The following is a 20,915-nucleotide window of genomic DNA, read 5'->3' as shown; positions in this document are numbered from 1 at the left end:
TATATACGAGCGAAGGGGCGTTGGTCTTCGAGAGTACTCGAGAGATCCGAGAAGGGAAGAAGCGCTGCCGAGAGCTCTGCGCGGAGCTCTGCCTCGGATATTCTGAATGCTTCTACGACTGCGTGCTCGAGTGCGAGTCCAAGCACTCGTGAGGTCCTGAGCTTTGCGTAGGATCTGCTACCTAGGACCTCCCGGGACATTCAGCGAGGAGGCCGCTCTCGAGGTATTCGGCTCGAGCGAGGAGTTGATCCCCCTCTCGAGGGTGAGCGAAGTATTCGAGGAGGTCTCGAGAGGCTTCTGCGAGTACGGCGTCGTCCCCGTCGAGAACTCGCTGGAGGGGGGAGTCGGGGAGACCCTCGACGAGCTGGCCCGCACGGAGCTGAGAGTGTGTTGCGAGGTGCAGCTCAAGATAGAGCTCGTCCTCGCGGCGAGGCCCGGGACCAGGCTCGAGGACGTTAACTTGGTGCTCAGTCACCCCAAGGCGCTGGCGCAGTGCAAGGGGCTCCTCTCGAGGCTCGGGCTGCGCTGCGAGGCCTGCGCAAGCACCGCCGAGGCCTTGAGGAGAGCTCTCGAAATAGAGGGGTCCGCCGCTCTCGCTTCACGCAGAGCGGCCGAACTCCTCGGAGCCGACGTGATACTCGAGAGGGTTCAAGACGAGCCCGAAGACTACACTAGGTTCTTTGTCGTGGGTCATCGAAGGCTCCCAGTGGGGCCTCCCTATAAGACCTCGCTGGTCATGTGGCTGCCCCACGTGCCCGGCTCGCTTTATCGGGCCCTGGAGCCCCTCGCCAGGAGGAGGATCAATCTGACGAGAATAGAGTCCAGGCCCGTGCGAGGGAGGCCATGGGAGTACTTCTTCCACGTAGACTTCGAAGGGGACGCCGAGGCGGATGAGGAGATAGCGGCGGCTCTCGAGGAGCTCGCGAGCATTGCTCGAGTTAAGCTCCTGGGCTCGTATGGGGTCATCCTACCGAGCCGAGGCTCTGACAAGCGATAACCGGATTAAGAGAAAAATATTAACCGAGGAAAACACTCAACATGCGCGGGTCATGTTGAGTTGACGAAGCTAGCCCCGAGAGACTGGGCGTTGATCGCCGGGTTCTCCGTGCTCTCCGGCGTGATCTTCGCTATAACATCGCTCGTCATAGCTCCGCCTCTCTACGTGTTCGGCCACGTTGGCATAGCTGTCATCTACGGGCTGTGGTTCGTCGGAGGCACGCTGGTGGGATACGTGGTTAGGAAGCCCTGGTCAGCCTTCTTGGGGGAGACCTTAGGAGCTATAGTGGAGCTTCTCATGTTGAGCCCTTACTCGATCATGCTGTATTACTACGGGCCGGCTCAGGGCATAATGACCGAGATAGTCTTCAGGCTCAGAGGCTACAAGAATTTTGACTATAAGACCATGGCTCTGGCGGGCGCTATGCCCACGATCGCCGCCTATCCCTTCGACTGTTTCGTATCGCCCTTCTACCCGGCTTGCAGAGAGCCCGGCTACCCGCCGGAGCTCCACGTAGCGTTGATAGCACTCTACTTGGTGAGCGGGGCTCTGCTCGCTGGCGTTCTCGTTAAATTCCTCGTCGACTCCGCGGTGAAGATGGGTGCCTTCGCTAGGAGACCCTCTGCTGAGCGCTAGAGACGCGTCGCCTAGGGAGGGCTCATCTAGCCCTCTCTCCGAAGGCGTGAGCTTCGACGTATACGAGGGCGAGGTCTGCGCGATACTCGGGAGGAGCGGTAGCGGCAAGAGCGCGCTCTTGAGGGCTATATTGGGCCTCGTCGAGTACTCCGGGAGCCTCAAGATCGAGGGGAGAGAAGTCAGAGAGACCCCTCGCGATGTCCTCCTCTCGAGAGTCTTCTACGTGCCCGAGAACCCCGAGGAGATATTCGTGATGAGTAGAGTCGAGAATGAGCTAGCGTTCTTGCTCGAGGAGAGGGGGGTGGAGCCCTCCGTGATTAGGAGGGAGATCGACAGAGCCCTCGAGCTCGTCGGCCTTGAGAGAAAGAGGAGCAAGAACGTGCGCGAGCTAAGCGGAGGAGAGAAGAGGAGATTGGCCATAGCCGAGGGCCTGCTCTCTCGCGCGAAGCTCATCTTGATGGACTCGCCTACGTGCGATTTGGACGTGTCCATGAGGAGAGAGCTCGAGGACCTCTTCGAGATCTTGAGGTCTTCAGATAAAGCCGTGATTTACACGGCCTGCCTCACGAGAGACGCTAGATACGCCGACAAAGTGGTGGAGCTGAGGGCCCCTCCGAGGAGGCTGAGGCTCGAGCCGGAGCCGCTCGGCGTTCGCTTGATCTCGCCCGAGCGCGGCTTTTCTCTCTTCGTGAACGATGTGTGGTTCGGCTACTCTAGGCGCGAGCCCATCATTAAGGGGATATCGTTGAGATCCGAGGGGCCTGGTTCGCTCCTGCTATTGGGGCCTAATGGGGCCGGCAAGACCACTCTCGCAAAGATCATTGCCGGTCTGCTCAAGCCCTGGAGGGGGCTCGTTAGGATCGATGGGGGAGGCGCGAGTGACGTCGTCTACGTCTATCAGTCACCGGACGACGGAATAGTCGGCAGAACCCCCATTGAAGACCTGGCGACGACTATTAGAGTGGCGCGAGGAGCAGCGGGGCCCGAAGCCGCCGAGATCGCCAGGAGGGCGCTCCGCGAGATAGGACTCGAGGAGCGCTCCGATGACCCCATATATTCTCTCGACAGAGGGGCGCTGAAGCTCCTCAGCTTGGTATCGGCCCTGCTGCTCGAACCGAGAGTCTTCGTCTTGGACGAGCCGACGAATTATCTAGATGACGCGCTGGCGGAGCTTGTGCTGCGCGCCGCCTTAGAGCTAAAAAAGACGCGGCTTCTCGTCGTCGCGACGCACGACTTGGAGCTCGCCGAGGCCCTCGGGGGCTCGGCCGTGGTTCTTAAAGAGGGGGCCGTGCTCTTCGAGGGGGCGGCCAACGAAGCTGTCGAGGTGGTCTCCGCGCTGTGAGCTCCTTCTTAGAACGCGCGACCCCCCTCTCCAAGACTATTCTGGCTATCATCATAATAGTTCCCCCGATGATGTCAGGCTCCGTAGAGCTCGCCCTAGCGTCTCTCCTCTACGCCGCGGTCCTGAGCTCTCTCGGCGGAATCGATTTCTCGAAGCTGACGAGAGACGTCGCGCCGTTCTCCCCCCTTCTCCTGGGCGTGCCGTTGGGCAACGCCGTGATAGCCTGGACGCGAGGGGCCGAGCCTCTCGAGGCCGGAGCGAGGGCTGCCGCGATGCTCGGGGTCCTCGTGATGAGCGCCACGATCTTCGCGTACACAACCACGCCCGACGACTTCGCTTACATGCTCGCCAAGCACTTGAGGCTGCCACCCGCCTTCGCGTTAGGAGTGGCGATGGTCTACGGGCTCCTCGTCGATTCTCTCGCGAGATACCATAGAGTTCTCGAAGCGTTGAGAGCGAGGAGAATCGTGAAGAGCAGAGCAGACGTCTTAAGGAACTTCGTGCCCATCGTAGCGAACTTGATATATTACGTGACGAGGAGGAGCGAGGAGCTGTCGGTCGCCCTCGAGATCAAGGGGTACGGCAATCCGAGGAGGACTTACGCCTACGCGCCGAGGCTCGGGCTCCTCGATCTGATGCTCGTAATCCCGGCCGCAGTCTACGTTGGGGCGGCGCTCGTCGCGCTCGGCTCCCGATAATTTATTTCCCGTCGCTCCGAAGAGCTTTTGGTCAAAGAAGTGGAGCTCGACGCGAGGCTCTGCCTGCTCTGCAGAGGCGGTAGGTACCTCTGTGGACTCGTCTATTGTCCCGTACTCGCGAGGAGCTCCATCTATCGGGGTCTCTCTCGAGTGGAGGGGGCGCGTGAGCTTTGGGGTTCCAGCCCGCCGACAATCTTCGTCGGGAGAGCGGGTTACCCGAGGGTGAGAGCGGGGCTCGGGGCTCCGCCTGTCGAGGGCGACACGAGCGTCTACGAGAGCCCCGAGGCGTGGACCGCGCTGCCGCTCGAGAGGGTCCTCGAGTTCAGAGTGGGCCTCGTATTGGGCTACGAGCTCGTCGACGTACACGGCGGTTCTTCGAGGATCCTCGATGAGCTGCGAGAGCTGGCTCTATCCTCCAGGCCTGTGGACGTAGAGATGGAGTTCGCCAGACCGTTGAGACCGCGGGTCCTATTGGACGAGCACGTCCCACCCATGGGTCCGGGCTCCCCGCTGAGGCGCCTCAGGCTAGCGAGCAACCCCTCCGTCCCGCGAGTGGTCGAGAGAGTGTCCTCAGATGTGGATCTCGACGCGGAGGAGGCCTTGGTGGAACTCTACGAGAACGGCGTACACGTGAGCTATATCCAGAGGCTTCTGAGCGCGGGCTGCCTCGGAGGGCGCTCTCGCAGGCTCGTGCCCACGAGGTGGTCGATCACGGCGGTCGACGACGTGATCTCGAGGGCGCTCCTCAGAGAAATCTCCTCCTCGCCCTCCATAGACGAGTACGAGGTATTTCACTTAGAGCACTCGAAGAATCTCTTCGTGGCGCTCCTGGCCCCAGGAGCCTGGGCATTCGAGTGGATGGAGGCCTGGTATCCGGGCTCGACGTGGAACCCGGCGAGCTCGGGCGAGCCGGCCATTGAAGGGGATCACGAGTTTCACTGGGGTAGGAGGACTTACGCGAGCATAGGGGGCTGTTACTACGCTGCCAGGCTAGCCGCAGCGGAGCACCTGGCCAGGCGCGGTAGGCGAGCCACGGTGGTGCTGTTACGAGAAATCTACCCCGGCTTCGATGTCCCGATTGGTGTCTGGTTCGTCAGAGAGAGCCTGAGAAAGATGTTCTCCTCGAGCGCCCCGGAGAGATTCTCCTCACTCGATGAGGCTCTGGCTCGCGTGGCCGAGCTCTCGAGGCTGGGCCTGAACAGGTGGCTCGCTCGCTCGAGGCTCCTCGAAGCCCTGAGAGCGCAGAGGAGGCTGGACGCGTGGACTGCTCCTACACGGTGAAGAGGGCCAGGGTAAGAGGGGCGCTCTCCCGCAGCGGCCTCCCCGGCCTTGACTACGCGCTCAACCCCTACGTTGGGTGCTCTCACGCGTGCATCTACTGCTACGGGAGGGAGTACGTGCGCAATGAGGAGGTCGCGAGGAGCTGGGGCTCCGTGGTAGTCGTTAAGGAGAATCTAGTGGAAGTCCTGAGGAAAGAGACGTCGAGCGTCGCCCTCGGGACCGTGGGGCTCGGCACAATCACCGACGCCTATCAACCCGTGGAGCGATCTGAAGCCGTCTCCAGGAGGTCGCTGGAGGTCCTGCTCTCCCGCGGCTTCGGAGTGAGCATTCAGACCAAGTCAAGCCTAGTCCTGAGAGACGTCGATCTGCTGGAGGCCTATTCAAGTAGAGTCGACGTTGGCTTCACCATAACGACCCTCGATGAGTCGCTCGCCGAGCTCATCGAGCCCTGCGCCCCCCCGCCGAGCGAGCGGGCCAGAGCTCTAGAGGAGCTGTCGTCGAGGGGAATCGAGACCTGGATCTTCCTCGGGCCCATAATACCCGGCGTGAACGACGAGTTCGAGTCGATCGAGGAGATAATCGAGCTGGCCTCGTCGACTGAGAGCGTGCTATACGTCGACAAGCTCAGAGTAAAGCCATTCATGATGAGAGCGGAAGGGCCAATCCGCGACTACGTGGCCAAGGCCCGATCCTACGATTGGGGGAGGCTCCTCGCGTCGATCGAGGAGCTCTGCGAAAAACGGGGAGCCGAGTGCCGCGGGGCCTTCGAGATTGAGCCGGAGAGCGCTACCTCCTCGCGAAGGCCACGATGAGTCCCACTATGAAGCCGAGCGAGACGGGGCCGAGCGCCAGCACGCCGAGCGTCCCCGCCAGAGCCTTGAGCTCGGGCAGGAGCTCTCTCAGCCTCTGCACCGCGTAGCTGATGGCCTCGCTCGCGTTGGAAACCCTCCCGAGGCTCCACACGTTCAGGGCCGCGCCCAGCACGAGGAGTGCGGCTAGCGCTACGACGTACTTGAGTATCCTGGCTGAAATGTAGCCCAGCCCGAACCCGAGGCCAAACTGTAAGAGCAAGTTCGCGAGAGCCCAAGGATCGCGCAGCGCGACTCTGAGCGCCTCGAGGGCTCCAGGTTCCTCGGCTCGCGCCAGCACCGCCAGCAGAGGGAGGACGAAGAGGATCAAGATGAGCTCTCTCGAGCTTCCCTCGCGCATCGCTACTTGACCTCTGCGCTCTACCCTCGCTCTTCGAGGGCGACGAATAAAAAAGCTCTTCACCTGCCACCTGCGGGGACGAACCGAGCTCTCCCGGGACAGCTGACGTGGGAGGCCTCGCGAGCCGGTCTGGAGAAGAGAGGAAAAAGCGAAGCCTCGGGTGACTTTTAGAGCTCCTCCTCAGTTCTCCTGCGCTTAATCGCCCGATCGAATACTATCCAGTTCCTGTACCACTCCTCGTTCTCTTTCTTCAATAGCTCGAGCACGTGCTTCGTCAGCTCCTTGGCCGTCACTTCGCTCTTCCCACTCTCGAGGATCCTAGCCTCAACTATCTTGGCGATCTTCCTGGCGGCCTCGAGCGTGGCCCCGGCCTTGAGACAGCTAACGACTATCTTCTCAAAGATGAAGGGCTCTCTCCCCCCATCTCTTTTGACCACGGTTATCTCCAAGTCGGCTCGCCACGAGAGATTCAACTATCTTTCTTAGATAAATTCTCTCCGGGAGCTCAGAGGGCGCGAGAGGTGCGAACGATTATACCTCTGCTCGCGAGCAGCGCCGAGCACGAAGAGCAGAATCTTGAGGTCTTGGCGTCTACCTCGGCCAGGCTGTTGCTGAAGCTCATTACGCAGAGCCTGCGAGAGCAGTGGCCTAAGCCGAGAAGGTGTCCCACCTCGTGTAGGGACTCCTTCTCGACGCGCTCGATGAGAAGCTCGAGACCTCCCTCTCTTTCGAGGGGGAGCTTGAGCCTGCTCAGAAATACCGCGGCTGCCCCGAGACGCGGGAGAGCGAGGCCGAAGACGAAGTTCAGACCCTCGACGTATGCGTCGACGTCGGCCAGGAGCAGGAAGAGCGCGCGCTCCTCGCGCCTATGAGAAGAGGCCCACGCTAAGACCGCCTCGGCCTTATATTGTCGTCTCCTCTCATCGAAGGTTGAGCTCGGAGGAGCTGGGATCCGATTCACGGTCGTTGCCCTTAGGCCCAGCGCGTCGGAAAGGACTAAGGCCGCTCGTTCAATGATAGAGAGTGGGACCTCGATAGTCCCGACGACCTCGATGCTCGGCGCTCGCAACGCCTCATCGCGATCTACACCTCGCGTGCTCCATAAAAACGCTACTTCCACGCTTTTCACAACATGTTATCAACGTGTTATAAATATGTTATGAAGCTTAAGTGTTTTTCGTCACTAATAAAGGGGAGGACGCAATGGAAAGAGGACGGAGGCGCAGGCTAGCCTTCATCGTGTTATCGTGTGCAGCTCTCCTGGCGGCGATCGCCGGGATCCGGCCACGGAGGGAGCGCATGGCCTTAGCCCTCATGACGCGCTCCAACATAGTCGACCCGCACTTCTCGAGGAACATGACGTGCCTAGACTGCCACAGCGCGAGCGAGGTCCACGGAGTGAAGTTCAAGCTCGACGGCTCGCCCTACATCAGCTTCTGGGAACCTGGCTTCTTTGACGCGAGCTGCGAGAAGTGTCACGTCGAGGGGACGGCCCCTAGGCCCCCGCAGAACGTAGCAGAGCACCAGGTCCACGTGTACGCGCTCAGGAACGTAGCGTGCGAGGCTCGTCACACGGCTACGGTGCAGACGTGCTACAGCTGTCACCTCGATGGGTCCCTGAGGGGGATCCCCCACGCCTAGCTCTTGACGGGGCCGCTCGTCGGATGGGTCTTCTTGGTGAAGTACGACGGCAAAGCGTACCCGGCTAACCTGATGAGTATAACCTACGAGGGTAAGAACGCGACGTTCGCCGTATGGGCTCCCTTCTTCTCGCACATCGTAGTCGAGGAAAGGAGGCGGTGCGCCGAGTGCCATGGGACGAGCGTCGTCAAGACCATCGTTGAGTCCAAGCAGTTGAGGCTCACGTGGTGGAATGAGACCGCCGGCGGCCTGGACTGGCTGAGAGGCTCCCCGACGAGGGGTCTGGTCATACCCGTAGTAGAGGGTGTTCGGTATGAGATGCTATTCGTCAAGAAGCTCAATTACACGACGGGCGAGATTGCCGCCTTCGCGGTGAGCACGTCCACACAGTCGAGCGAGCCCGTAGACGAGCTCGGTTACGCTGCGGTCATCGCGTTTGGGAAGCCGCTGAAATGAGAGGAAATGGTGAAGCTTAGTAATGGGATAGCCCGCGCTTTTCCTCAGTCCCTTCCGTGGGCCTCACCCGAGGTTCTCCCGGATCACTCTTAGGGCATTGCCGTAGGCTACCTTCTCTAGGTCCGAATCCTTGAGCCCGGCCTCGGCCAGCCTCTCGAAGAGGAGAGGAAGAGAGTCTACGGTCTCTAGCCCTCTCGGTATCTCCGCTCGCCGAAGTCCGAAGTAGTCCGTGCCGATAGCGAGGACGTCGGGTCCAAACCTCTCGTAAATGTAAACGAAGTGTTTGATCACGTCGTCCACGGTGGAGCGTCCTCCTGGCTTCACCATTGAATCAATGAGAGAGACCCCGATCACCCCTCCGCGCGAGCTGAGCGCCTCTAGCACCTCATCGTCAACGTTCCTCGGGCTGTCCACGATGGCTCTGACATTAGCGTGACTAATTATGACGGGCCTCCTCGAGACCTCGAGCACCTCGAGAGCAGTCTTCTTGCTGGAGTGAGCGACGTCTATTATCACGCCGAGTCTATTCGCTTCCGCTACGAGCTCCTCGCCCTCGCCGGTCAATCCTCTGTCTCGCCTCGAGAAGCACCCGGACCCGTATTTATTGTCGTGGTTCCACTGCAGACCGAGGCTCCTGACGCCCGCTCCATGCAATATCTCGAGGTCGTAAGGGCTGTCGAGCGCGTCGGCTCCCTCGAGATGCAGGAGCAGGCCGGGAGGTCTAGCCTCGGGAAAGTGGAGGAGCCGCTCGGCGTCCCTCGAGGTCTTCACGATCTCCATGCCATATAGCCTCGAAAGTCTGTAGTAGATCGAGAGGTGCTCGAACAGCAACTCCTTCGATGCTCTAGGCACGAGGACTTGCCGCTTCTCGTTGTACTTCGTCGAGAGGGTCCTGAAGAGTGTAGTCACTGATGCGAACACCAATCTAACGTTGGCTCTAGCGTACTTGGGGAGGTCAGCTTCTCGGCCCGACGAGTCCACGGAGAGATCGAGCTCGGCCCCCTCGGCTTGAGGCGACGAGTAATACAGGCACAGGTCCTCGTGGAGATCGATTATCGGAGGCCTTCTCAAATACTCATCCGCCCCAACGAGCGCCGACCGCCTCGAGCGCGCTCTATCGTTTATTGCTACGTCTCTCCAGGAGAGATCGCGACTAAGCTCAACGGCCCTCTCTCGAGCAACTCCATCACGCGGTGCTCCGAAGCGACCAGCGGAGAGCCCCGAGGCACTCCGAACATCTTAGCGATGGGAGGGCATTTCGCTCTGAGCGCGAAGAGGGCTTTGCCGCGAAGCCAGCCGGGCTCGTCCATGTAGGCTTCGAGGTTGGCTATGCCTTTAGCGATGACGAGGTCGACCCCCTCGAGGACCTCGACGACCTGTCTCGGCGCTCTCCTTCTGTAGAGCGCCGGGTACGGCGTCCCCGTTGAGAGTACTTCGATGTTCTCTCCCAGCAGCTCGAGAGCCTCGGCGTAAGTCACATCGATCTCGTAGGGCGACCCTCTGGCCACGACTTTTACTTCGAGACCGAGGCGGGAGAGCTCCGCCGCAACCAGAGCGTCGACTACCGCCTCTCCATGATTGTCGAGGACGTAGGCTAAGGTCCTCGCTCTGCGCAGCAAGGCCTCGTCTGCGTCGTTTATGAGCGGAGGAGTCGCCAGCAGATCGCTTAAGTTAGAGCCCTCGTTGAACTCGTAGCCTAGGACCCTCGTGTCTAGAGCGTTAGCCGAGGCCGCGAGCCCTAGGAGCCCCCTGATACCGTCTCCTTTAGCCGCCTCGAGGAGCAGAGGCGCTACCTCCGCTACCGCGCGCATGAGCCTCGTCTTCGTGGGCCCGTAGGGGTCCGAGACCCCGGTTAGCTTCTTGACCTCCTCGAAGCTCTCGACGAAAGCCTCAGTCCTCTCGAGCGCGGAGAGCCTGCTGAGAGCATCGAGCATGAGCAAGAGAGAGTCGCTAGAGGAGCCTAGCTTCAGAAGATCCTTCAGCCTGTTCTCAACGAGACAGACGAAACACTGAGGAGGCCTGTTCACTTCGAGAGCCCCTCCATGACTCTCCCAAACGCGGAGACTATCGTGTCGACATCCTCATCAGTCATGTAGCCCATCACTCCGATTCTGAGCATAGAGTCTCTGAGCTCGCCCATGCCCCGCGCGATGATCACGCCTTCTTCTTCGAGTTTGTCGACAACGATGGAGGCGGAGAGGCCCGGGGGAGGCCTCAGAGCGACGATCGTGTTGGCGCGGAAATCCCGCTCGGGGAAAGCCTCGAGGCCCAGCTCGCCCAGCTCGGTGTAGAGTCTGGACGCGAGATTGGCGTATCTAGCCCACCTGCGCTGGAGCCCCTCCTCGGCCAATAGAGTCAGGGCCTCTCTCATGGCGAAGAGCAGATTCACCGCTGGAGTAAAGGGCGTTTCGAATTTCTCGGCGAATTCTATGTACTTACTCAAGTCCAAGTAGGGGGGCTTGGCCTTGGTCTCGCGCGCTCTCCGAACGGCCTCTCGGCTTAAGAGAACGAAGGATAGACCGGGCGGGCCGCCAAGGCACTTCTGGCTGCAGGTGGCCACCGCGTCGATTCCCCACGCGTCCATGTAGAGAGGCTCTCCCCCCAACGAGGAGACGGCGTCTATGCATACGAGGAGCCCTCTCTTCTTAGCCTCCTCCGCTATCTCGCGGAGGTCGGAAAGCTTCGCGCCCGTGCTTGTCTCGTTGTGAACCGTGAAGAGGGCTCTGTAGTTCGAGCGCGTGTCTAGGACCTCTTCAACCTCTTCGACCTCGACGGCTCTCCCGGGCCGAGCTCTCAGGACCGTCACATGACAGCCCCTGGTCTCGAGAGTTTTCCTGAGCCTGGAGCCGAACTCGCCGAATTCGAGGAGGATTACTTCGTCCCCTGGGTCTACTATGCTGTAAACCATAGAGTCTACGGCCAGGGTGCCCGAGCCCGTGAGCAGAAGGGGGACCGCGTGCTCGGATAAGGCGGCTCTCCTCACTCCCTCGAGGATCTCCGCGAGCACTTTCCTGAACTCGGCACTTCTGTGGGAGAGCACCTGCTTCGAGAGAGCGGTCAGCACTCTCTCGTGCAGCTCAACGGGCCCCGGCGTGAAGATTCTAGCGCGCGTCTCCATCTCTCCTCTCCTCGCTCATCAGCGCTCTCAACCTGCTAAGGATCTCTGCTGCTATCCTCTTCTGAGCCTCTACGGTCTGGGAGCCTATGTGCGGCGTGACCAAGACCCTCGGGTGCCTCAGCAGCTCGAGCTCGTGGGGCTCTCTCGGCGGCTCGTTCTCAAGGACGTCCAGCGCCGCCGCCCCGATCTTGCCCGAGTTGAGAGCGTCGAGCAGAGCTCTTGTATCGATTACCGCGCCTCTCGAAGTGTTCACTAATATCGCTCCGTCTTTGAAGAGCTCGAACTCCCTCGGACCTATCATGTGATAGGTCTCCGGCGTTAGGGGGACATGGAGGGACACTATATCGGAGCGCCTCAGCAGATCGTGTAAGCTCCTCGCCACTTCGGCGCCGAGCGCTAGGGCCTTCTGGCTGACGTCCGCGACGTCGTAGACGAGGACGCGGGCTTCGAACGCCCTCAGGATGCGGGCGACCTTTGAGCCTATCCGGCCGAATCCGATTATTCCAACGAGCTTGCCTTGGAGCTCGAAGCCCTGCACCTTCTTCCAAGAGCCGGACCTAGCGAGTTCTATGGCCTCGGTCAGTCTGCGAGCGGCAGCTATCATGAGCCCTATAGTGAGCTCCGCGACAGATTGCGCGGGGGCCTCGGGAGCGCAGAGGACGGTTATCCCGAGCCTCGTGGCAGTTTCCACGTCAACGTTATCGAGGCCTACGCCCGCTCTCGCTACGACCTTGAGCCTCGCTCCCCGCTTCAGGACCTCGGCGTCTACCTTGGTCCTGCTCCTGACGATTAGCAAATCGTAATGTTCTATGGCGCGGAGGAGCTCGTCACGCGTTATATTCGGCGAATAAGTCACGCTGAAGCCCAGGCTCTCGAGGCCATTGATTAGATCTTCGTCTACCGGATCGGCTACGAGGGCCCGAGAGCCCAGCTCGAGGGCCCTCCGCGGCTGCGCGAGTCCGAGTCCGACAAAAACTCTCCACCTCAACCTAGAGCGCTCGCACAAAGAGCTTTCCTCGAGGATTTAAAAACTAAACGCCCAGAGGCTCTCGGGATGGCGACGAAGCCGGAAATCTACGTAGGCACGAGCGGCTGGCTTTACGATTGGAACCCCGAAGGCACCCTGGACTGGTACGTCTCCCACAGCGGCCTCAACGCCGTCGAGCTCAACGCGTCGTTCTACAGGTTCCCCTCGGTGCGTCACGTATCTTCGTGGGCGAGGAGAGGATCCGCGCTCAGGTGGAGCGTGAAGTTCCACAAGTCGATCTCGCACATCTACAGGTTGAACGAGAAAGCCGCCGAGATCGCATCAAGGTTCTTGGAGAGGTTCGAGCCGTTGGACCGACTCGTCGATTTCTACCTACTACAAATGCCGCCGACCTTCGCTAGGACACGCGCTAATGAGGAGAGGGTCGAGAAGATCTCCTCGAGGCTGGGATTGGGTCGGAGGCTAGCCATAGAGTTCAGGCATGCGTCGTGGTTCTCCGAGGAGGGGCTCGCCGTGGTCGAGAGAGCTAACGCGACGGTAGTTTCCGTCGACTCTCCCGATATCACGTGGATCGAGATGACAGGGGACGCTGTCTACTTGAGGATGCACGGCCGAGCGACCTGGTACGCCCACGACTACGAGCTTCGCGAGATCGAGGAGCTCCTGAGGTCGGCTTTGTCTATTGGTCCGGCGAAGCTATACATCTTCTTCAACAATAATCACTGGATGCTCAAGAACGCGAGAGAGGCCCTGAGGCTGGCTATGCTCCTTAGCTCGGAGCGACCCTAAAATGGCAGAGCCGAGCTCGTCCTCGGAGCTCTCCTGATCGGCTCGCTCGCCGCTCTAGCGGCGCTTAACGTCGTGGCCTCGGTCTTCGCGCGGATTCCAGTCTACGCCCAGCCGACCTCCATTTAATGCTCAAACGACCACGAGAAAAGCGTAGGCCTCTCCTCCCCCGATCTTCCTCGCGCTCTCCACAGCAGCGACGTAACCGATGCCGTTTCCCGCTCTAGGTTTTTGCGGGTTTTCCTAGGGCGGGTTGCGCCTCAGCCCCGCGGTTCACCGTGGTCACCGACCGCTCCGCGCAGGGGTCATGGGCACCGTTCGAGCCCAACGGCACGGGGCTCGCATTTAGTTTTAGAGCTGTGTTCCACGCTCCTATTACGTCTCTGTCGTGAGTGAACCCGCATTTACCACATTTTACGGGTCTGAAGCTCCAGCCTCTCCTCTGGGCATTGCCCGTCATTAGAGATAAGCTGGAGCCACAGACAGGGCATCTTCTGGACGTGTTTCTCGGGTCTACGAGCTCTACTCTTACACCATGCTCTGGCGCTATCGAGGACGCTCACAATGGGTCAAGAGGTAAGGCCGCGCACCAAAATAATAACGGCTCTCTCGAGGGCTCCCCGGTGTCGGGCGCGAGAGAGGGGCGTTGCGCCGTGAAGACGAAGCACGAGGTGCTGAGGAGGAGGGCCCTAGCCCCCGGCATAGTTGACATAGTGGTCAGGGCTCCGCTCGTCGCTAGAAAGGCCGAGCCCGGCCAGTTCGTCATGGTCATGGCCGATGAGAGGGGGGAGAGGATCCCTCTCACTCTCGTGGACTGGAGCCGCGAAGAAGGCTGGATAGAGATGGTTTTCCTCGAGGTGGGAGTCAGCACGAAGAAACTCTCCGCTCTGAGAGAAGGTCAAGAGGTCTACCACGTGGCTGGGCCACTCGGCAATCCCAGCAAGATAGAGCGGTACGGCAGAGTGGCCGTTGTGGGGGGAGGAGTCGCCAATGCTGCTCTTTACCCGATCGCGAGAGCGCTGAGAGGCCTCGGTAACGAGGTTATCGCGGTTGTCGGGGCCAGGTCCTCGTCTCTCTTGGTCTTCGAGGAAAAGCTCTCCGAGTTCTGCGACGAGGTCCACGTAGCAACCGACGACGGGAGCAGAGGATTCAAGGGTTTCGTCTCTCAACTCCTCGATGAGCTCATGGGAGAGGGGCTCGAGCTCGACGCAGTCTGGATCGTGGGCCCCGCCCTTATGATGAGGGCGTGCGCTCAGGTCGCCGCGAAGCGCGGCGTGCCCGTAGCATACGCGAGCCTCAACCCGATCATGGTATGCGGCATGGGGATGTGCGGGGCCTGCAGAGTAAAGGTGGGGGGCAGAGTTCGTTTCACGTGCGTCGAGGGGCCTGAGTTCGATGCGTATGCCGTCGACTGGGAGGACTTGATCAGGAGGCTGGGGGCCTTCAGGGACCAGGAGGGCCTTTCTCTAAGGCTCTACTCGGAGGCGAAGAGAGCTTGAGGCTCAGAGTACCCGTCCCAAAGAGAGATCCCCTCGAGAGGTCGAGAGACTTCGCCGAGGTCTCTCTAGGCTATGACGAGAGAGAGGCCGTGGCCGAGGCCTCGAGGTGCATACAGTGCCCCTCGAGGCCCTGCGTCTCGGGGTGCCCAATAGGGGTCGACGTACCGAGATTCGTGAAGCTCCTGGCCGAGAGGAAATTCTCCGAGGCCTACAGAGTTCTGACCGATAGGTGCCCAGTGCCCGCGATAACTGGGCGCGTGTGCCCCCAAGAGAGGCAGTGCGAGGCCCTGTGCACGCTCGCAAAGCTTGACCAGCCCATCGCCATAGGAGCGCTCGAGAGATTTCTCGGCGACTGGGCCTACGAGAACGGGCTCGAGAGGCCTAAGCGCGTCGACGCGGTGAGAGGGAAGAGCGTAGCCGTAGTGGGCTCAGGAGCGGCGGGTATAATCGTGGCATCTGACCTCGCGAGGCTAGGGTACGAGATAGTGCTCTACGAGGCCCTCCACGCCCCGGGGGGCGTCATGGTGTACGGAATACCCGAGTTCAGGCTGCCGAAGCGCGTAGTCGAAGCCGAGCTGAGATATCTCGACGAGCTTGGAGCGGAGGTCTTACTCGGAGCGGTCGTGGGCAAGACCTTTACGGTGGATGAGCTGCTGGACCAACACGACGCGGTGTTCCTCGGAACGGGCGCGGGGAGGCCTAGGCTCTTAGGAGTGCCGGGCGAGGAGCTCAACGGCATCTACACGGCAAACGAGTTCCTCGTTCGCGTGAATCTGATGAGGTCTTACCTTTTCCCCGAATACGACACGCCGTTAAAAGTAGGAAGCAGAGTCGCCGTAATCGGAGCCGGCAACACGGCCATGGACGCGGCCAGAACCGCGGTGAGGATGGGGGCGAGAGAGGTCTGGGTCCTCTATAGGAGGACGCGCGCCGAGATGCCCGCGAGGCTCGAAGAGGTGCGCAACGCCGAAGAGGAGGGGGTCAAGTTCGTGTTCCTGGTGAGACCGGTCGCGTTCCGCGGCTCGTTCTCCGTCGAGTCGGTTGTGCTCGAGAAAATGAAGCTGGGAGAGCCCGATGAGAGTGGAAGGCCCAGGCCCCTTCCAACCGGCGAGCTCATCGAGTTCGAGGTCGATACTGTGATAAACGCGATAGGCTTCCACCCGAATCCTCTCGTGCCTTCGGTGACGCCCGGCCTCAAGACGCTTCCCGACGGCAGAATATACGTCGACAGCTCCTGCAGGACGTCGCTGCCCCGCGTGTACGCTGGGGGCGACGTGGTAGTGGGCGAGGGCACCGTGATAGAGGCTATGGGCTGGGGCAGGAGAGCGGCCAAATCTATTCACGAGGATCTCGCGAGATCTTAAGGGCCGGAGCCGCCCTCATCTAGTCCTTTTGCTTAGGCGAGTGACCCTCGGAGCGTCTCCTCCTGAGGTCCTCTAGAGCTCTCGTGACGCGCTCGAGCGTCACGGGCCCTCCGCCCTCGAGAGATCTAGCCACCTCCTCGGCTTCCTCCGGCGTAGCTCCAGCCATTATGGCGAGGTTCCTCGCGTGAAGCCTCATGTGACCTCTCTGAATTCCCTCGGTCACGAGAGCCCTCAGAGCGGCCAGGTTCTGAGCCAATCCGACGGCCCCCATTACCTCCGCCAGCTCTCTGGCTCCGCTCACGCCCAAGATCTTGAGCGCTATCCTGGCCACGGGATGACTCCTCACGGCTCCCCCCACCGTGCCCACCTGAACGGGCATCTCCAGGACCCCCGCCAGGTCGCCCGCCCTGGTCTTCCACCATGTGGATAGAGGCCTGTATCTCCCGGTCCTCGCGGCATACGCGTGAGCTCCCGCCTCTATGGCTCTGTGGTCCTGACACGTGGCCAGAGCGACGGCGATTACCCCGTTCATTATGCCTTTATTGTGAGTCGCTGCTCTGTAGGGGTCGGCGTCGGCTAGAGCCCACGCGTCGACTATTGCGTCGACCACCTCCTCTCCCCCGAGCGCCTCCTTCTTGACGACGGCTCTGCTCCTGACAATCCTCCTATCGGCTAGATTGCTCACGATCTTGAGCCTGGCTTTGCCGCCGGTTATCTCCTCGAGAAGAGGCGCCACGGTCTCCGCCATGGCGTTCACCGTGTTAGCTCCCATAGCGTCTCTGACGTCGACGAGGAGGTGGACCGCCACCGCCGGGCCGCGCCTCGTCTCGAGGGACCTGCACTCTAGATCTTTAGCTCCTCCTCCTAGCTTGAGGAGGGTCTCGTTAGTCGAGTTGGCGAGCGAGAGTATCTCGCCCCTCCTCTCGAGAACCGCGGCGCACGCCAAAGTGGGAGCGTCGACGTCGATCAACATGACTTGCCCTATCATTATCGGGTCCGATGCGACGCTTATGATCCCTCTGCCCTCTCTCATCAGCTTGGCCGCGTGGCTCGCGGCCGCTACGACGCTGGGCTCCTCTATCACCATGGGCACTAAGTAGTCTCTATCGTTGACTCTGAAATTCGTCGCTATCGCGAGAGGGAGGCTCATTGCTCCAATTACGTTCTCGATCATTACGTCGGCGAGCTTGGGATCTAAGTTGCCCCAGCTGGACAGCAGAGCTCTCTCCTCGTTGCTCAGCTCCGCGATCTCGGCTATCAGCTCTAGCCTCTTCTCGAGCGGGATCTCGTAAAAGCGGGGCAGCCTCGAGCTCTTCTCCCTCAAGGCTCAGAGCCTCTAGCTACGATCCGCGCGCTCGACGCGAGGTCCTCTCGGTGAGCTCGCTGAGTCTCCCCGTGATGAGGCGAGGTTCATCCCCCCTCACCCGAGTCGCGCGAGCGCGAGCAAACAGTCGATGCTCGGACCTCATAAATGATGCGGGTCTACGGGCCGCGCGAGGCTATTACCCGGCCTGTCCGAGCTCTTCGCATCGAGCGAGAGGCCTCCGCCGCTTGACCACGAGCAGGTCTATTCTATGCTCGCGCTGTGGTAGGAGAGGAGCGGTGATCTACAGGCCCCTCACTAAGCAGAGGCTCTGTACAGAATGCCACTGGAGGCTCGTCGTCTCGACAGTCAAAGAGAACATGTCCTCTCCTCTGCTTCGAGGACGCGGCGTGCTCGTCACCGTGCCCATCCACCCTCTCGCCCCTCTCGAGAGTCTCCTCGTGCTCGAGGCCGCCGTAGAGGTGGAGAGGGCAATGGGGGGTTCCGTTGCCGCCGTCGCGCTCGAGGGCTACGAGCGCGCGCTCGAAGCGCTCCCTCCCACCTCTAGGCCGGACTTCTTGGTGCTGAGCTGGCGCAATGCGACTCGGCGCAGCGGGGCGCTGGGGAGCTCTCCGAAGAGCCTGGAGCAGCTGGGGCTGCCCGGGGCTTGGAGAAGGCTTAGAGCCCTCTACGCCTCGGTCGCTAACGAGCTCGCGGGAGAAAAGAGAGCGATAGGCGTCCTGCTCCTGCCCGCGTGCCCCGAGATGCTGTTGGTCCTCTCGCTCTCCTCTTTCATGCGTGGCGAGTGGGCCGGGCTGGCCGAATTCACCAGATCCTTCGTGCACCCGAAGCTCGACGTGCTCATCGTCAATGGCCTGTATGGGATCCCGTGCTACGAGGCCGCGGCCCTCGCCTCCATGAAGTACGGGCTCGAGGCCGCTGAGCTGAAGCTCCAAGCGCTCGACGGCCTTGACTCCCAGCTGGCTCGGCTGGTGGAAGAGGTTACGGCAGGGAGAAGCCTAGAATTCTTGTTCTCGCCGAGGAGAACGGCCGAGAAGATACGGGAGCTAATCGGCGGCGCCTGCTCTCTCTGCGGGGGGCCGGCGAGCAGCGACCCTTGTCTCTTCTGCTCTCAGTAGATCAGCTCTCGTCCCACTTGATTCTCCTGGCTATCTCCTCGGATCTCGCTCTGGCGAATCTCGACACGAGATAGCTTAGGAGAACCTGAAGCCTCTCCTCGTGTCTGCTCCTGATGGATCGAAGCTTGCGCTCCAGCTCGGCCGGCGAGGGGTCGGCCCCGCCGAACCAAAGCTCCACGATGTTCTTGTATATGTATCTGAGCAAGAAGTCGAACTCCTCCTCTACGTCGATGGGATAGCCCTGTTCCACGATTATCAGCTCGAGGAGGTCCCCGCAGAAGTCCTGGAGGATTTCTAGGTTCTCCCTTTCGATCCTTTTTCGCATCAAGTTCTGACCTCGGAGAGTGCTGGATAGCAGCTAGTCTCCGACATTTTTAATACTTTGTGCTCTGCGCCGACCTTAGCGACGATCTCGTCGAGCAAACGGAGGTACTCGGGGTCGGCCCTATACCAGGTCCTCGGAGCTCTCTCCCCCTCGTTAAGCATCCTCGCCGCCAAGACCACGACCCTCCCCACGTTCGCCGCATCCAAGAGGGCTTTGCGATTGGCGAGCGGGGAGCTCGGGGATTCGTGGTAGGCTAGGGCCCAAGGCGGTATCAGAGCTCCGAAGCTATTGAATACCGCCATGAGGTTTTGTATCACGGCTATGGCCCCCGCGTCGCTGCCAATGGCTATGAAGCCGCAGACCTTGCCCTCAAGCCAGCTCCTCCCGTCGAAGTGCAGCATGTTCTCGAGGACCGTCATCCTATCTATGGCGTTCTTGAGCAAACCGCTCACGTTGAACCAATAAATGGGGGTGGCGACGACGATCCCGTGACTCCTCAGCAGAGCCTCGTAGAGTTTCCTCCCGTCATCCTCGATGGGGCAGGGATATCTGCACTTGAGCTCGTCCTCACTGACGCACCCCTCGCAGGGCCTCAGGTTAAGGTCGGCCAGGTGCAGAACTTCCGTGGTCGCCCCCTCGGCGCGAGCCGCTTCCAGAGCCACGGCGAGGAGAGCCGAGGTGCCCCCCGTCCTCCTCGGCGAGCTGTTTATCCCGAGTACTCTGATAGGCAACTTGAACCTCCCCGCGGGAGTTCTTCATTGACTGTTTCGAGCTCTTCCACTCCTCGAGCTTTCCACCAATCGCTTCAACGAGTCCTCTGGCGCCGCGGCCGGGATTTGAACCCGGGTCACGGGCTCGACAGGCCCGCATACTCGTCCGGGCTATACTACCGCGGCTCCGCCTCATCGTCGCTGCGCGAGCTATTATAAGCTTTCGGCGAGCTCGTTAGCGCGCGACGAGGAGACGAGGCATGAGCTCTTGGGAGCTCTGGAGGATCCCGGCCTGGAGAGCCTTCGGGGGCTCCCCGAATCCGAAGCGCGACACGGTCAGGACCAGCCTGCTAGGAGTCCCCCTGGACTCTACGTCAAGCTTCTACCCGGGCTCGAGGTTCGCGCCCAGCGCGGTGAGGGCCGTCTCTGAGAGCCTGGAGTGGTACTCGTACGTAATGGAGAGGGCTCTGCCCGAGAACATGGTATATGACGAGGGAGACTTGCTCGTGAAGCCCGACGACGTCTCCTTCTCGCTGCGCGTGACCTCCGAGGCTCTGAGAGAGCTCGTAGAGGAAGGGAGGTTCCCCGTGCTCCTCGGAGGAGAACACACCGTGACGTACGCCGCGACGGAGATACTCGATGGGGATTCCCTCCTGGTGGTCTTCGACGCGCACTTAGATGCGAGGGACGAGTACCTCGGGTCTCGACTTAATCACGCGACCGTGATGAGGAGGATCCTCGACAAGCTCCCCAGCGAGTGCATTCTCTTCGTAGGTACCAGAGCGCTGAGCGAGGAGGAGGAGGAGTTCGCGAGAAGCACGGGCTTGAAGTTCATATCGTCGAGGCGCGTGTGGGCGTATGGACCTAGGAGAGCCGCTCTATCGCTTAGGGAGGCAGTAAGAGGAAAGGAGAGAGTATACATCTCGATCGACGTAGACGTGCTCGATCCCGCCTACGCGCCCGGCGTGGGGACCCCGGAGCCCCTGGGCTTGGATCCGCACTCTCTCCTCGCACTGCTGGGACCCCTCCTCTCCTCCGCCAACGTCGTTGGGGCCGACGTGGTCGAGGTCAATCCTCTGCTGGACCGCTCGAGCGCGACGTCTTTCATGGCGGCGAAGCTTATCATAGAGCTGGCGGCTGCCGCTCAGCTCCGGCGGGAGCTCTCTAGATAGCCTCGACGCGCTTGACCGAGGGCTTGCGCGCCTTGTAGATCACTCTGCTGCCGCAGTACACGCACTTTATCCCGTGGAGGAGCTCGAAGTCCTCCGGCCTCAGCTCCTTGCCGCATCTCGCGCAGTAGTACGCGATTTCTGCTCCAGGCTCCGCTTTATCGCGACTCAAGGCTCGAGGACACCTCTTCCCGCGGATAGAGGTCGAAGCCTAAAAATCGAGCGCCCGCCCCGGAGCCGGAGAGGGGGAAGAG

The 20,915-nt window shown here is 61.0% G+C and carries 24 protein-coding genes and 1 tRNA gene; 13 read left to right on the top strand and 12 right to left on the bottom strand.

The features are described 5' to 3' along the window. The first annotated feature begins 163 nt into the window (after positions 1-163). The 6 genes from pheA to QXU97_05885 are packed head-to-tail and all read left to right on the top strand — an operon-like array spanning position 164 to position 5,766. Positions 164-997: a prephenate dehydratase gene (gene pheA, locus QXU97_05910; GenBank protein ID MEM4036122.1), complete on the top strand. Its 834-nt coding sequence runs from the start codon at positions 164-166 to the stop codon at positions 995-997. 60 nt (positions 998-1,057) lie between these two features. After that, positions 1,058-1,633 (top strand): ECF transporter S component, encoded by a 576-nt coding sequence (locus tag QXU97_05905; protein ID MEM4036121.1) that lies wholly within the window; start codon positions 1,058-1,060, stop codon positions 1,631-1,633. Next, positions 1,599-2,975: an ATP-binding cassette domain-containing protein gene (locus tag QXU97_05900; protein ID MEM4036120.1), complete on the top strand. Its 1,377-nt coding sequence runs from the start codon at positions 1,599-1,601 to the stop codon at positions 2,973-2,975. The genes QXU97_05905 and QXU97_05900 overlap by 35 nt, the downstream gene beginning before the upstream one ends. Further along, the gene (locus tag QXU97_05895) at positions 2,972-3,673 is read left to right on the top strand and encodes an energy-coupling factor transporter transmembrane component T (GenBank protein MEM4036119.1); all 702 of its coding nucleotides are present in this window, start codon (positions 2,972-2,974) and stop codon (positions 3,671-3,673) included. The genes QXU97_05900 and QXU97_05895 overlap by 4 nt, the downstream gene beginning before the upstream one ends. A 27-nt stretch (positions 3,674-3,700) precedes the next feature. Further along, positions 3,701-4,954 (top strand): Nre family DNA repair protein, encoded by a 1,254-nt coding sequence (locus QXU97_05890; GenBank protein MEM4036118.1) that lies wholly within the window; start codon positions 3,701-3,703, stop codon positions 4,952-4,954. Then, positions 4,933-5,766, top strand: a complete 834-nt coding sequence (locus QXU97_05885; protein ID MEM4036117.1) for a radical SAM protein — start codon at positions 4,933-4,935, stop codon at positions 5,764-5,766. The genes QXU97_05890 and QXU97_05885 overlap by 22 nt, the downstream gene beginning before the upstream one ends. Here the strand turns inward: QXU97_05885 and QXU97_05880 are convergent. The 3 genes from QXU97_05880 to QXU97_05870 all read right to left on the bottom strand — a co-directional run bounded on the left by QXU97_05880 (position 5,741) and on the right by QXU97_05870 (position 7,232). Continuing rightward, a complete protein-coding gene (locus QXU97_05880; protein ID MEM4036116.1) occupies positions 5,741-6,163 on the bottom strand; it encodes a hypothetical protein in 423 nt (140 codons plus the stop codon). The genes QXU97_05885 and QXU97_05880 overlap by 26 nt on opposite strands. A 167-nt stretch (positions 6,164-6,330) precedes the next feature. Next, positions 6,331-6,612, bottom strand: a complete 282-nt coding sequence (locus QXU97_05875; protein ID MEM4036115.1) for an ATP cone domain-containing protein — start codon at positions 6,610-6,612, stop codon at positions 6,331-6,333. Between the two features lie 56 nt (positions 6,613-6,668). After that, a complete protein-coding gene (locus QXU97_05870) occupies positions 6,669-7,232 on the bottom strand; it encodes an archaemetzincin family Zn-dependent metalloprotease (protein ID MEM4036114.1) in 564 nt (187 codons plus the stop codon). 134 nt (positions 7,233-7,366) lie between these two features. On the opposite strand from QXU97_05870, the gene QXU97_05865 reads away from it, so the two are divergent. After that, positions 7,367-7,804, top strand: coding sequence for a hypothetical protein (locus QXU97_05865; protein MEM4036113.1), 438 nt, complete (start codon positions 7,367-7,369; stop codon positions 7,802-7,804). A 3-nt stretch (positions 7,805-7,807) separates the two neighbouring features. Continuing rightward, positions 7,808-8,260, top strand: a complete 453-nt coding sequence (locus QXU97_05860) for a hypothetical protein (GenBank protein ID MEM4036112.1) — start codon at positions 7,808-7,810, stop codon at positions 8,258-8,260. Between the two features lie 63 nt (positions 8,261-8,323). On the opposite strand, the gene QXU97_05855 is transcribed toward QXU97_05860, so the two are convergent. From QXU97_05855 to QXU97_05840, 4 genes are read right to left on the bottom strand one after another with little or no spacing between them, the layout of a single operon-like run. Continuing rightward, entirely contained in the window at positions 8,324-9,331 is a 1,008-nt protein-coding gene (locus QXU97_05855; protein MEM4036111.1) for a membrane dipeptidase, read from the bottom strand. A gap of 56 nt (positions 9,332-9,387) precedes the next feature. Then, entirely contained in the window at positions 9,388-10,287 is a 900-nt protein-coding gene (locus QXU97_05850; protein MEM4036110.1) for an ARMT1-like domain-containing protein, read from the bottom strand. After that, positions 10,284-11,378, bottom strand: coding sequence for an alanine--glyoxylate aminotransferase family protein (locus QXU97_05845; GenBank protein MEM4036109.1), 1,095 nt, complete (start codon positions 11,376-11,378; stop codon positions 10,284-10,286). Before QXU97_05845 ends, QXU97_05850 begins: the two co-directional genes overlap by 4 nt. After that, on the bottom strand, positions 11,362-12,366 hold the full coding sequence (locus tag QXU97_05840; protein MEM4036108.1) for a D-2-hydroxyacid dehydrogenase: 1,005 nt from the start codon (positions 12,364-12,366) through the stop codon (positions 11,362-11,364). Before QXU97_05840 ends, QXU97_05845 begins: the two co-directional genes overlap by 17 nt. A gap of 66 nt (positions 12,367-12,432) precedes the next feature. Here QXU97_05840 and QXU97_05835 point away from each other — a divergent pair, with 66 nt between their 5' ends. The 3 genes from QXU97_05835 (at position 12,433) to gltA (ending at position 16,015) form a co-directional block, all read left to right on the top strand. Next, positions 12,433-13,155: a DUF72 domain-containing protein gene (locus QXU97_05835; protein MEM4036107.1), complete on the top strand. Its 723-nt coding sequence runs from the start codon at positions 12,433-12,435 to the stop codon at positions 13,153-13,155. 650 nt (positions 13,156-13,805) lie between these two features. Continuing rightward, complete coding sequence (locus tag QXU97_05830; GenBank protein MEM4036106.1) at positions 13,806-14,651, top strand: sulfide/dihydroorotate dehydrogenase-like FAD/NAD-binding protein; 846 nt, start codon at positions 13,806-13,808, stop codon at positions 14,649-14,651. Beyond that, positions 14,648-16,015: an NADPH-dependent glutamate synthase gene (gene gltA, locus QXU97_05825; GenBank protein ID MEM4036105.1), complete on the top strand. Its 1,368-nt coding sequence runs from the start codon at positions 14,648-14,650 to the stop codon at positions 16,013-16,015. The genes QXU97_05830 and gltA overlap by 4 nt, the downstream gene beginning before the upstream one ends. 19 nt (positions 16,016-16,034) lie before the next feature. Here the strand turns inward: gltA and QXU97_05820 are convergent, their stop codons facing one another. Further along, positions 16,035-17,339, bottom strand: a complete 1,305-nt coding sequence (locus QXU97_05820; GenBank protein MEM4036104.1) for a hydroxymethylglutaryl-CoA reductase, degradative — start codon at positions 17,337-17,339, stop codon at positions 16,035-16,037. A gap of 227 nt (positions 17,340-17,566) precedes the next feature. Between QXU97_05820 and QXU97_05815 the strand changes: the two genes are divergently transcribed. Then, positions 17,567-18,457: a hypothetical protein gene (locus QXU97_05815; GenBank protein ID MEM4036103.1), complete on the top strand. Its 891-nt coding sequence runs from the start codon at positions 17,567-17,569 to the stop codon at positions 18,455-18,457. Between the two features lies 1 nt (position 18,458). Here the strand turns inward: QXU97_05815 and QXU97_05810 are convergent, their stop codons facing one another. The 3 genes from QXU97_05810 to QXU97_05800 all read right to left on the bottom strand — a co-directional run bounded on the left by QXU97_05810 (position 18,459) and on the right by QXU97_05800 (position 19,678). Continuing rightward, the gene (locus QXU97_05810) at positions 18,459-18,785 is read right to left on the bottom strand and encodes a hypothetical protein (GenBank protein MEM4036102.1); all 327 of its coding nucleotides are present in this window, start codon (positions 18,783-18,785) and stop codon (positions 18,459-18,461) included. After that, on the bottom strand, positions 18,782-19,513 hold the full coding sequence (locus QXU97_05805; protein ID MEM4036101.1) for a flavodoxin family protein: 732 nt from the start codon (positions 19,511-19,513) through the stop codon (positions 18,782-18,784). The genes QXU97_05810 and QXU97_05805 overlap by 4 nt, the downstream gene beginning before the upstream one ends. An 87-nt stretch (positions 19,514-19,600) precedes the next feature. After that, positions 19,601-19,678 (bottom strand) — tRNA-Asp (locus QXU97_05800). A 74-nt stretch (positions 19,679-19,752) separates the two neighbouring features. Here QXU97_05800 and speB point away from each other — a divergent pair. After that, the gene (speB, locus tag QXU97_05795) at positions 19,753-20,664 is read left to right on the top strand and encodes an agmatinase (protein MEM4036100.1); all 912 of its coding nucleotides are present in this window, start codon (positions 19,753-19,755) and stop codon (positions 20,662-20,664) included. Here the strand turns inward: speB and QXU97_05790 are convergent. Next, positions 20,657-20,833 (bottom strand): hypothetical protein, encoded by a 177-nt coding sequence (locus QXU97_05790; protein ID MEM4036099.1) that lies wholly within the window; start codon positions 20,831-20,833, stop codon positions 20,657-20,659. The two genes, speB and QXU97_05790, sit on opposite strands and share 8 nt — an antisense overlap. Positions 20,834-20,915: the final 82 nt, after the last annotated feature.

The sequence above is a fragment of the Fervidicoccaceae archaeon genome (genome assembly GCA_038878695.1).
Taxonomy (GTDB): domain Archaea; phylum Thermoproteota; class Thermoprotei_A; order Sulfolobales; family Fervidicoccaceae; genus JAVZVD01.
Note: the sequence above shows the minus strand (reverse complement) of the source record. Positions and strands in the feature narration are given on the sequence as shown.